This is a genomic window from Rhizobium leguminosarum bv. viciae (genome assembly GCF_012276115.1).
GTDB classification, from domain to species: domain Bacteria; phylum Pseudomonadota; class Alphaproteobacteria; order Rhizobiales; family Rhizobiaceae; genus Rhizobium; species Rhizobium leguminosarum_T.
Genome location: NZ_WIEU01000010.1, coordinates 136,913 through 149,065, shown reverse-complemented (window position 1 = coordinate 149,065; position 12,153 = coordinate 136,913). Strand labels below are relative to the sequence as shown.

General features: G+C 61.9%; 8 protein-coding genes. 7 read left to right on the top strand and 1 reads right to left on the bottom strand.

Going from position 1 to position 12,153, the window contains the following annotated elements; genetic code table 11:
* Positions 1 to 133: 133 nt before the first annotated feature.
* The 7 genes from GFM02_RS18930 (at position 134) to GFM02_RS18900 (ending at position 11,737) form a co-directional block, all read left to right on the top strand.
* A complete protein-coding gene (locus GFM02_RS18930) occupies positions 134 to 2,596 on the top strand; it encodes a glycogen/starch/alpha-glucan phosphorylase (protein WP_003542904.1) in 2,463 nt (820 codons plus the stop codon).
* On the top strand, positions 2,593 to 4,800 hold the full coding sequence (glgB, locus tag GFM02_RS18925; RefSeq protein WP_168322415.1) for a 1,4-alpha-glucan branching protein GlgB: 2,208 nt from the start codon (positions 2,593 to 2,595) through the stop codon (positions 4,798 to 4,800). The genes GFM02_RS18930 and glgB overlap by 4 nt, the downstream gene beginning before the upstream one ends.
* Positions 4,801 to 4,819: 19 nt before the next feature.
* Positions 4,820 to 6,082 (top strand): glucose-1-phosphate adenylyltransferase, encoded by a 1,263-nt coding sequence (glgC, locus tag GFM02_RS18920; RefSeq protein WP_020051642.1) that lies wholly within the window; start codon positions 4,820 to 4,822, stop codon positions 6,080 to 6,082.
* A 3-nt stretch (positions 6,083 to 6,085) separates the two neighbouring features.
* Positions 6,086 to 7,528 carry a glycogen synthase GlgA gene (gene glgA, locus GFM02_RS18915; protein WP_168322414.1) on the top strand — a complete coding sequence of 481 codons (1,443 nt, stop codon included), beginning with the start codon at positions 6,086 to 6,088 and terminating at the stop codon, positions 7,526 to 7,528.
* Between the two features lie 6 nt (positions 7,529 to 7,534).
* Complete coding sequence (locus GFM02_RS18910) at positions 7,535 to 9,166, top strand: alpha-D-glucose phosphate-specific phosphoglucomutase (RefSeq protein WP_029871878.1); 1,632 nt, start codon at positions 7,535 to 7,537, stop codon at positions 9,164 to 9,166.
* Between the two features lie 12 nt (positions 9,167 to 9,178).
* On the top strand, positions 9,179 to 11,158 hold the full coding sequence (glgX, locus tag GFM02_RS18905) for a glycogen debranching protein GlgX (RefSeq protein ID WP_168322413.1): 1,980 nt from the start codon (positions 9,179 to 9,181) through the stop codon (positions 11,156 to 11,158).
* 90 nt (positions 11,159 to 11,248) lie between these two features.
* Positions 11,249 to 11,737, top strand: coding sequence for a MaoC family dehydratase (locus tag GFM02_RS18900; protein ID WP_168271032.1), 489 nt, complete (start codon positions 11,249 to 11,251; stop codon positions 11,735 to 11,737).
* Between the two features lie 14 nt (positions 11,738 to 11,751).
* Here the strand turns inward: GFM02_RS18900 and GFM02_RS18895 are convergent, their stop codons facing one another.
* Positions 11,752 to 12,150 (bottom strand): VOC family protein, encoded by a 399-nt coding sequence (locus tag GFM02_RS18895; RefSeq protein WP_168271033.1) that lies wholly within the window; start codon positions 12,148 to 12,150, stop codon positions 11,752 to 11,754.
* Between the last annotated feature and the right edge of the window lie 3 nt (positions 12,151 to 12,153).

Genomic DNA, 12,153 nt, shown 5'->3' with positions numbered 1-12,153 from the left:
AATTTTTCGTTTGTCCAAATCCTTTGTTGCAAGTGCTTAGTAACGATGCATAAACTATCGCTGGTGCAAGCGACAAATCGATTGAATCAGGCATAACACCCTGAAACCAAATTAAAATTGGCGAGACCTGACGATGAACACTGTTTCCAAGCCGATCATCCCCTCCCCCGCCCCTCGCAGTTCAAGGCCGGAAATTCTCGCTGAAGAAATTATCGAACGTCTGACCTACCGCATCGGCAAGGATGCCAAGGTGGCGAAGCCGCATGACTGGCTGACGGCGACCATCCTGGTGGTGCGCGACCGCATCATCGACAAGTGGATGGCTTCCACCCGCGAGGTTTATGCGACTGGCGCCAAGCGCGTCTATTATCTTTCACTCGAATTCCTGATCGGCCGCCTGATGCGCGACGCCATCTCGAACCTCGGCCTGATGGAGGAGGTGCGCGATGCGCTCGCCTCGCTCGGCGTCGACGTCAACGTCATTGCCGGCCTGGAGCCGGACGCCGCACTCGGCAACGGCGGCCTCGGCCGACTGGCTGCCTGTTTTATGGAGAGCATGGCGACGGTCGAGGTTCCGGCCTATGGCTACGGCATCCGCTATGTCCACGGCCTCTTCCGCCAGCAGCTGGCCGACGGCTGGCAGGTGGAGCTGCCGGAAAACTGGCTCGCCCACGGCAATCCGTGGGAATTCGAGCGCCGCGAAAGCGCCTATGAAATCGGCTTCGGCGGCGCCGTTGAATTCATCACCACCCATGACGACCAGCCGCGCTACGTCTGGAAACCGGCCGAGCGCGTCATCGCCGCTGCCTTCGACACGCCGGCCGTCGGCTGGCGCGGCAAGCGCGTCAACACGCTGCGCCTCTGGTCGGCGCAGCCGATCGATCCGATCCTGCTCGATGCCTTCAACGCCGGCGACCACATCGGGGCGCTGCGCGAAAGCAACAAGGCCGAAAGCCTGACCCGGGTTCTCTATCCTGCCGACGCCACCCCTGCCGGCCAGGAACTGCGCCTGCGCCAGGAATTCTTTTTCTCGTCGGCCTCGCTGCAGGACATCCTGCGCCGCCATCTGCAGCAATATGACGATTTCACTTCGCTGCCGGACAAGGTGGCGATCCAGCTGAATGACACTCACCCCGCCGTCTCGGTCGCCGAACTCGTGCGTCTGCTCTGCGACGTACACGGGATGGATTTCGACCAGGCCTGGGACATCACCCGCCGCACCTTCTCCTACACCAACCACACGCTTCTGCCCGAAGCGCTGGAAAGCTGGGCGGTACCGCTGTTCGAGCGCCTGCTGCCGCGCCACATGCAGATCATCTATGCGATCAATGCCAAGATCCTGATCGACGCCCGGAAGGGCAAGAACTTCTCCGATGGGGAAATCCGCTCGATCTCGCTGATCGATGAAAGCGGCGACCGCCGTGTGCGCATGGGCAACCTCGCTTTCGTCGGCTCGCATTCGATCAACGGCGTCTCAGCCCTGCACACCGACCTGATGAAGGTCACGGTCTTCGCCGACCTGCACAAGCTCTATCCCGACCGCATCAACAACAAGACCAACGGCATCACGCCGCGCCGTTGGCTGCAGCAGTGCAATCCCGGCCTCACCGGCCTGATCCGCGAAGCGATCGGCGACGAGTTCCTCGATGATGCCGAGAAGCTGCGTGCGCTCGACGTGCATTCCTCCGATCCGGCTTTCCAGCAGAAATTCGCAGCGATAAAGCGCGCCAACAAGGTGGCACTCTCCAACCTCGTCGCCAGCCGCATGGGCGTGAAGCTCGATCCATCGGCGATGTTCGACATCCAGATCAAGCGCATCCACGAATACAAGCGCCAGTTGCTGAATATCATCGAGGCCGTCGCGCTCTACGACCAGATCCGCTCGCATCCGGAGCTCGACTGGGTGCCGCGCGTGAAACTCTTCGCCGGCAAGGCGGCGCCGAGTTATTACAATGCCAAGCTCATCATCAAGCTGATCAATGACGTCTCCCGCACGATCAACAACGACCCGTCGGTACGCGGCCTGCTGAAGATCGTCTTCGTCCCGAACTACAATGTCTCGCTCGCCGAAGTCATGGTTCCGGCCGCCGACCTCTCGGAGCAGATCTCGACCGCCGGCATGGAAGCATCCGGCACAGGCAACATGAAGTTCGGCCTCAATGGCGCGCTGACGATCGGCACGCTCGATGGCGCCAATGTCGAGATGCGCGACAATGTCGGCGAGGACAACATCGTCATCTTCGGTCTCAAGGCCGACGAGGTCTCGAAAGTCCGCAGTGATGGCCACAATCCGCGCGCCATCATCGAGGGATCGCGCGAACTCGCCCAGGCGCTTGCCGCCATCGGCTCCGGCGTCTTCTCGCCCGATGACCGCAACCGCTATACGTCGCTGATCGACGGCATCTATTCGCACGACTGGTTCATGGTCGCGGCCGATTTCGACGCCTACGCCCAGGCCCAGCGCGAGGTCGACCAGATCTGGACCAACCAGTCCGCCTGGTACACCAAGACGATCAACAATACGGCGCGGATGGGCTGGTTCTCTTCCGACCGTACGATCAGGCAATATGCAGACGAAATCTGGAGAGCCGGATGAAAACGCCGAAAACCGTCCCTGAAGTAAAGCTTTCCTGGGAAATTTCGGCAGATGAAATCACGGCAATCCTTGCCGGCTCGCATTCCAATCCCTTTGCCGTCCTCGGTGTGCACCAGGCCGGCGACGCTTTCGTCGCCCGGTGCTTCATCCCGGGCGCCGAGGAGGTGACCGCCATGACGCTCGACGGCGGCGTCATCGGCGAACTGAAGCAGCTCCATGCCGACGGCTTCTTCGCCGGTCCGGTTTCCCTCACAAAGCTCCAGCCGGTACGTTACCGCGCCCGGCGCGGCGATGCCGAATGGGCTGTTACCGATCCCTACAGCTTCGGTCCTGTGCTCGGACCGATGGACGATTATTTTGCCCGCGAAGGCTCGCACCTGCGCCTGTTCGACAAGATGGGCGCCCACCTCATCAAGCATGACGGCGCCCAGGGCATCCATTTCGCCGTCTGGGCGCCGAACGCGCAGCGCGTCTCGGTCGTCGGTGATTTCAACAATTGGGACGGCCGCCGCCACGTCATGCGCTTCCGTGCCGACAGCGGCATCTGGGAAATCTTTGCCCCTGATGTACCGATCGGCGTTGCCTACAAGTTCGAGATCCGTGGCCAGGACGGCGTATTGCTGCCGCTAAAGGCCGATCCCTTCGCGCGCCGCAGCGAGCTGCGGCCGAAGACCGCCTCGATCACCGCCGCCGAGCTGGAGCAGGAGTGGGAAGACGAGGCCCATCTGAAGCACTGGCGCGAGACCGACAAGCGCCGCCAGCCAATCTCGATCTACGAGGTGCATGCCGCCTCCTGGCAGCGCCGGCAGGACGGCACGATGCTGTCCTGGGACGAGCTCGCCTCCAGCCTCATCCCCTATTGCGCCGATATGGGCTTCACCCATATCGAATTCCTGCCGATCACCGAGCACCCCTACGACCCCTCCTGGGGTTACCAGACGACCGGCCTCTACGCGCCGACCGCGCGTTTCGGCGAGCCGGAGGGTTTTGCCCGTTTCGTCAATGGCTGCCACAAGGTCGGCATCGGCGTCATCCTCGACTGGGTGCCGGCGCATTTTCCGACCGACGAACACGGCCTCGGCTGGTTCGACGGCACCGCGCTCTACGAACACGAAGACCCGCGCAAGGGCTTCCACCCGGATTGGAGCACGGCGATCTACAATTTCGGCCGCACCGAGGTCGTTTCCTATCTTGTCAACAACGCGCTCTACTGGGCCGAAAAATTCCACCTCGACGGCCTGCGTGTCGATGCCGTCGCCTCGATGCTCTACCTCGATTATTCGCGCAAGCACGGCGAATGGATCCCGAACGAATATGGCGGCAACGAGAACCTCGAAGCGGTCCGTTTTCTGCAGGATCTCAACATCCGCATCTACGGCAAAAATTCCAACGTCATGACCATCGCCGAGGAATCGACCTCTTGGCCCAAGGTCTCACAGCCCGTGCATGAAGGCGGCCTTGGCTTCGGCTTCAAGTGGAACATGGGTTTTATGCACGACACGCTGAGCTACATGAGCCGCGATCCCATCTATCGCGGGCACCATCACAACGAGCTCACTTTCGGCCTGCTCTACGCCTATTCGGAAAATTTCGTCCTGCCGCTCTCGCATGACGAAGTCGTCCACGGAAAAGGCTCGCTGATCGCCAAGATGCCGGGCGACGACTGGCAGAAATTCGCCAATCTGCGCGCCTACTACGCCTATATGTGGGGCTATCCCGGCAAGAAGCTGCTGTTCATGGGCCAGGAATTTGCCCAGTGGAGCGAGTGGAGCGAAGAGAGAGCCCTCGACTGGAACCTGCTTCAGTATCGCATGCACGAGGGAATGCGGCGCCTGGTGCGCGACCTCAATTTCACCTATCGCAGCAAGCCGGCGCTGCATGAGCGTGACTGCGAGGGCGAAGGTTTCGAATGGCTGGTCGCCGACGACCACCAGAATTCCGTCTTTGCCTGGCTGCGCAAGGCGCCGGGCCAGAAGCCGGTCGCCGTCATCACCAATTTCACCCCCGTCTATCGCGAGAATTACTCGATCCGCCTGCCGTCCGCAGGGCGCTGGCGGGAAATCCTGAACACCGATGCCGACATCTACGGCGGCAGCGGCAAGGGCAATGGCGGGCGCGTGCAGGCCGTCGATGCCGGCGGCAACATCACCTGCTCGATCACCTTGCCGCCCTTGGCGACAATCATGCTTGAACCTGAAAATTAGTGACTGGTGGGAGGAGAAAATGGTAGAAAAGCGCGTTCAGCCACTTGCCCGCGATGCAATGGCTTATGTTCTGGCGGGCGGTAGGGGAAGCCGTCTCAAGGAACTCACCGACCGGCGTGCCAAGCCGGCCGTCTATTTCGGCGGCAAGGCCCGCATCATCGATTTCGCCCTGTCGAACGCCCTGAATTCCGGCATCCGCCGCATTGGCGTTGCGACGCAATACAAGGCGCACTCGCTGATCCGCCACATGCAGCGCGGCTGGAACTTCTTCCGCCCCGAGCGTAACGAGAGCTTCGATATTCTGCCCGCCAGCCAGCGCGTCTCCGAGACGCAATGGTATGAAGGCACGGCCGACGCCGTCTATCAGAACATCGACATCATCCAGGATTACGGCGTCGAATACATGGTCATTCTTGCCGGCGACCACGTCTACAAGATGGACTATGAGTGGATGCTGCAGCAGCACGTCGATTCCGGCGCCGACGTTACCATCGGCTGCCTGGAAGTGCCGCGCATGGAAGCGGTCGGCTTCGGCGTCATGCATGTCAACGAGAAGGACGAGATCATCGCCTTCGTCGAGAAACCGGCCGATCCGCCGCCCATTCCCGACAAGCCGGATTTCGCCCTCGCCTCGATGGGCATCTACGTCTTCCACACCAAGTTCCTGCTCGATGCGCTGCGCCGGGACGCCGCCGATCCGACCTCGAGCCGCGACTTCGGCAAGGACATCATCCCCTATATCGTCAAGAACGGTAAGGCTGTTGCCCACCGCTTCGCCAAGTCCTGCGTCCGTTCCGATTTCGAGCACGAGCCCTATTGGCGCGACGTCGGTACGATCGATGCCTATTGGCAGGCCAATATCGATCTGACAGCGATCGTTCCGGAGCTCGACATCTACGACAAGTCCTGGCCGATCTGGACCTATGCCGAGATCACTCCGCCGGCGAAATTCGTCCATGACGACGAGGATCGCCGCGGCTCGGCCACCTCCTCCGTTGTGTCAGGCGACTGCATCATCTCTGGCGCCATGCTCAACAACAGCCTGCTCTTCACCGGTGTCAGGGCCAATTCCTTCTCCAAGATGGAAGGGGCGGTCATTCTGCCGAACGTGAAGATCGGACGGCGCGCGCAGCTCAAGAATGTGGTGATCGACCATGGTGTCGTCATTCCGGAAGGCCTGGTCGTCGGCGAGGATCCTGAGCTCGATGCCAAGCGCTTCCGGCGGACGGAAAGCGGCATCTGCCTGATCACGCAACCGATGATCGACAAGCTGGATATCTGACTTATGAAAGTTCTTTCGGTTTCGTCCGAAGTCTTCCCTTTGATCAAGACAGGGGGTCTGGCCGATGTGTCCGGCGCCCTGCCGATTACTCTGAAAGCCTTCGGGGTCGAGACCAAGACCCTTCTGCCCGGCTATCCCGCCGTCATGAAGGTCATTCGCGACCCGGTCGTCAGGCTCGAATTCCCCGACCTGCTCGGTGAGCGGGCGACCGTGCTCGAGGTCCAGCACGAGGGGCTCGATCTGCTCATCCTCGATGCGCCGGCCTATTATGACAGGCCGGGCGGGCCCTATCTCGATCCGCTCGGCAAGGACTATCCCGACAACTGGCGCCGTTTCGCCGCCCTGTCGCTCGCCGCCTCCGAGATCGCCGCCGGCCTGCTGCCCGGCTGGCGGCCGGATCTCGTCCACACTCACGACTGGCAGGCGGCCCTGACGTCGGTTTATATGCGCTATTATCCGACGCCGGAACTGCCGAGCGTGCTGACCATCCACAACATCGCCTTCCAGGGCCAGTTCGGTTCCGAGATCTTTCCCGGCTTGCGCCTGCCTGCCCATGCCTTCGCCACCGAAAGCATCGAATATTACGGCACCGTCGGCTTCCTCAAGGGCGGCCTGAAGACCGCCCATGCGATCACGACGGTCAGCCCGACATATGCCGATGAGATCCTGACGTCGGAATTCGGCATGGGGCTCGAGGGCGTCATAGCCAGCCGCATCGACGATCTGCACGGCATCGTCAACGGCATCGACACCGATATCTGGAACCCGGCGACCGATCCTGTCGTCCACACCCATTATGGCCCGACGACGCTGAAGAACCGCGAGGAGAACCGTCGCTCGATCGCCGAATTCTTCCATCTCGACAATGACGACGCCCCGATCTTCTGCGTCATCAGCCGTCTCACCTGGCAGAAGGGCATGGATATCGTCGCCAACGTCGCCGATGAAATCGTCGCCATGGGCGGCAAGCTCGTCGTGCTCGGCTCCGGCGAAGCCGCCCTTGAAGGCGCGCTGCTCGCCTCCGCCAGCCGCCACCCCGGCCGCATCGGCGTTTCGATCGGTTATAACGAGCCAATGTCGCACCTGATGCAGGCCGGCTGCGATGCGATCATCATCCCGTCGCGCTTCGAACCCTGCGGCCTGACCCAGCTTTACGGCCTGCGTTACGGCTGCGTGCCGATCGTCGCCCGCACCGGCGGGTTGAACGACACCGTGATCGACGCCAATCACGCCGCACTTGCAGCGAAAGTCGCAACCGGCATACAATTTGCCCCCGTGACCGAAACAGGCATGCTACAGGCAATCCGCCGTGCGATGCATTTTTATCAGGACCGAAAACTCTGGACCCAATTGCAAAAGCAGGGCATGAAATCGGATGTCTCCTGGGAGAAGAGCGCCGAACGCTACGCTGCCCTCTATTCAAGCCTCGTCTCGAAAGGCATGTGACCTAAAATGATCAAGTCCGTCCCCACCACGCCCTATCTGGACCAGAAACCCGGCACGTCGGGCCTGCGCAAGAAGGTTCCGGTCTTCCAGCAGCCGAACTATGCGGAGAACTTCATCCAGTCGATCTTCGATTCGCTGGAAGGCTATCAGGGCAAGTGCCTCGTCATCGGGGGCGACGGACGCTACTACAATCGCGAGGTCATTCAGAAGGCGGTCAAGATGGCCGCGGCCAATGGCTTCGGCAAGGTCATGGTCGGCAAGGGCGGTATCCTGTCGACGCCAGCCGCTTCCCACATCATCCGCAAATACAAGGCTTTTGGCGGCATCATCCTCTCCGCCAGCCACAATCCCGGGGGCCCGACCGAAGACTTCGGCATCAAATACAACATCAACAATGGCGGCCCGGCGCCGGAAAAGATCACCGACGCGATCTATGCGCGCTCCAAGACGATCGACAGCTACAAGATCGCCGATTTCGCCGACGTCAATCTCGACCGCATCGGCAAGGACGAGCTTCCCGGCGGCACGATCCTCTCGGTCATCGACCCGGTCGAGGACTATGCCGCGCTGATGGAAGAGCTGTTCGATTTCGGCGCCATCCGCAATCTGATCAGCCTCGGCTTCCGCATTGCCTTCGACGGGATGAGCGCCGTCACCGGTCCCTATGCCAAGGAAATCTTCGAAAATCGTCTCGGCGCTCCCTCGGGTTCGGTGCGCAATTTCATGCCGCTGCCGGATTTCGGCGGCCATCATCCGGACCCGAATCCGGTGCACTGCAAGGAACTCTTCGATGAGATGATGGGCGATGACGCGCCCGATTTCGGCGCCGCTTCCGACGGCGACGGCGACCGCAACCTGATCATCGGCCGCGGCATCTTCGTCACGCCTTCCGACAGCCTGGCGATCCTTGCCGCCAACGCCAATCTCGCCCCCGGCTATTCCGGCGGCCTTGCCGGCATCGCCCGTTCGATGCCGACATCGGGTGCTGCCGACCGCGTCGCCGAAAAGCGCGGCATCGGCATGTACGAGACGCCGACCGGCTGGAAGTTCTTCGGCAACCTGCTCGACGCCGGCATGGCGACGATCTGCGGTGAGGAAAGCTCTGGCACCGGTTCCAGTCACGTTCGCGAAAAGGATGGCCTCTGGGCCGTGCTGCTATGGCTGAACATTCTTGCCGTGCGCGGCGAGAGCGTCGCCGATATCGTCACCCAGCACTGGCAGACCTACGGTCGCAATTATTATTCGCGCCATGATTACGAAGGCCTCGACACCGATGCGGCGAACGGCCTGGTGGACAATCTCCGCAGCCAGCTTCCCACTCTGCCCGGCAAGAGCTTCGGCAGCCTGAAGGTGGAGAAGGCCGACGACTTCGCCTACCACGATCCGATCGACAAATCGGTGAGCGAGCATCAAGGTGTCCGTGTGCTCTTCGAGGGCGGCTCCCGCGTCGTCTTCCGCCTGTCCGGCACCGGCACGTCTGGCGCAACCTTGCGTGTCTATATCGAGCGTTACGAGCCGGATTCGACTCGCCACAACATCGAAACGCAGGAAGCGCTCGCCGATCTGATCGCGGCCGCCGAAAGCATTGCCAGCATTCGTGAACGCACGGGACGCGATGCGCCGACCGTGATCACCTGATCCGGGGGAAACATGCGGGGAAGCAGTTCGGCGCAAGCCGGCGCGATCGTCTTCGAGACCGGCGTCGAATTTGCCGTATGGTCGCATCATGCCGCACAGATCGAACTCTGCCTCTTCGAGGATGACGGCAACAGGGAATTCGTGCGCCTGCCGATGGCGCGCGACAGCAACTACTTCCATCGTCTCTTTGTCGACGGACTGAAGGAGGGCGCGCGCTACGGCTATCGCGCCGACGGTATCTATGCGCCCGATAACGGCCTCTGGTACGATCCTTCCAAATTGCTGATTGATCCCTACGCCAAGGAGATCGACAGGCCGTTCCGCTACGATCCCCGCCTCGGCATCTATGGCGAGGACAGCCAGGATCTGATGCCGAAGGCGATCGTCACCACGGATACCCGAGCCGCGATCGGCAAGCCGCTGTTCAAGCCGGGCGGCTTTATCTATGAGGTGGCGGTGCGGCCCTTCACCATTCTTCATCCCGACGTGCCGGAGGCTCAACGCGGCACGGTCGCAGCGCTTGCCCATCCCTCCGTCGTCGCGCATCTGAAGCGGATCGGTGTCGACGCCGTCGAACTGATGCCGATCACCGCCTGGATCGACGAACGCCATCTGCCACCGCTCGGCCTCACCAACGGCTGGGGCTACAATCCCGTCGCCTTCATGGCGCTCGATCCGCGGCTCGTCCCCGGCGGCATGACGGAGCTGCGCGAGACGGTCGCGGCCCTCCATGCCGAAGGCATTGCCGTCATCCTCGACCTCGTCTTCAACCATACCGGCGAGAGCGACCGTTACGGCGCGACGCTGTCGCTGCGCGGCCTCGACAACCTGCATTATTATCGCCACGCCCAGAATTGGCCGGGCGAACTCGTCAACGACACAGGCACCGGCAACACGATCGCCTGCGATCATCCTGAGGTCCGCCGTCTCGTCATCGACAGCCTGCGCCACTTCGTGCTCAACGCCGGCGTTGACGGTTTTCGCTTCGATCTGGCCCCGGTGCTCGGACGCACCGCGACAGGCTTCGAGCGCGGCGGGGGAACGCTGGCCGCGATCCTCTCCGACGATGTGCTTGCCGACCGGATCATGATCGCCGAACCCTGGGATATCGGCCCGGGCGGGTACCAGCTCGGGAATTTCCCGCCGCCCTTCCTGGAATGGAACGACCGGGTTCGCGACGACCTGCGCTGCTACTGGCGCGGCGACGATTGGAAGACCGGCGCGCTGGCAACCGCACTCGCCGGCTCCTCCGACATCTTTTCCCGCAACGACGGCAAGGAAACGCGCAGCGTCAATTTCCTCGCTGCCCATGACGGCTTCACGCTGATCGATCTCGTCTCCTACGCCGGAAAGCACAACGACGCCAACGGCGAACACAATCGCGACGGCCATAACGAGAACCATTCCTGGAACAATGGTGTCGAAGGCGAAACCGTCTATCCGACGATCCGCAAGCGCCGCCGGGACGATGTGATGGCGCTGATCTCAACGCTCTTTGCCACCCGCGGCAGCATCATGCTGACGGCGGGCGACGAGGGCGGCCGCAGCCAGCATGGCAACAACAACGCCTATTGCCAGGACAACGAGATCACTTGGCTGGACTGGAAGGCGTTGGACGGGGATCTCATCGCCCACACCGCCTTTGTTGCGGGCCTGCGCCGCCGCTTCACCGTGTTCTCCGAACCGGGCTTCCTGTCAGGAAACGGCGATGTCGAATGGATTTCGCTCTCCGGCGAGCCGATGAGTGTTGCCGAATGGGAGACGCCGTCGCTCTCCACCCTCGGCATGCTGTTATCGACCGGTGACCGCTCCTCTCGCGGCAGGCAGACCCGGCTCGGTGTGCTTTTCAATCGCTCGGGGAGCCGCCAATTTTTCACGCTGCCTTCTGAGGGCGAACCGGACTGGCGCCAGTTGACCCCGGATGGAGCGAAGAAAACCGGTGGCCGCGCAATCGTCGAGCCGCGCTCGATTGCCTTTTTCGTAGAAAATTGACCGCCTCCCCTCGCTTGCGCAAATCCTTGTCGCAATCGTCACAAATGCACGATAAGGCTTTGCCGCGGCGGCTAATTTCACGAGGAATTCATGGTCACGGAAATTTCACTCTCCGACGTGCGGGGATTGATCGGCATGGAAACGGGCCTTTCGGATTGGGTCACCGTCGACCAGACGATGATCGACGCCTTCGCGGCGGCGACCGACGACCATCAGTTCATTCATACAGACCCTGAGCGCGCGGCGGCCGAGAGTCCCTTCGGCGGCACCATCGCCCATGGCTTCCTGACCCTGTCTCTGCTGTCGACGATGAACTACAACTGCCTGCCGAAAGTGCGCGAGCAGACCCTCGGCATCAACTACGGCTTCGATCGCGTTCGCTTCATGACGCCGGTGAAAAGCGGCGCCCGCGTCCGCGGCCGCTTCCTGCTCTCCGAAGCCCGCTTCCGCGGCGCCGGCATGCTGATGACCACCTATGACGTTACGATCGAGATCGAAAACGAGAAGAAGCCGGCGCTGACGGCAAAATGGATCACCATCATCCAATTCGACCCGAAGGACCGTCCCGAGAACATCTGAGCAGAATTGCTTTGTTATTCGGCCGAATTGAACACGGCTTCGAGAGCATGTCCGTCGGGATCCGTGACGAACGCCGCGTAATAGTGCTCACCGTAGTGGGACCGCAGGCCGGGACGGCCATTGTCGCTTCCACCATGCGCGATTGCCGCCGCATAGAACCGATCGACCGCCTGGCGGTTCGGCGCGGCAAACGCCAGATGAAAACCCGGGCCGGGCGCACGCTGGCCGTCCGGACGATGCTTGATCGCCAGCTTGTCCCCGCCGCCGGGAGGGCCGTAGCCGACCGCCTGCCCTGTTTGCCCCGGCCTGATATCGTCCCAGACCCTGATATAACCGAGCGCCACAAGGGCGGCATCGTAAAATGCCGCCGACCGCTCGATGTCGGAAACGCCGAGGGAGGCATGGTGCAGCATTCG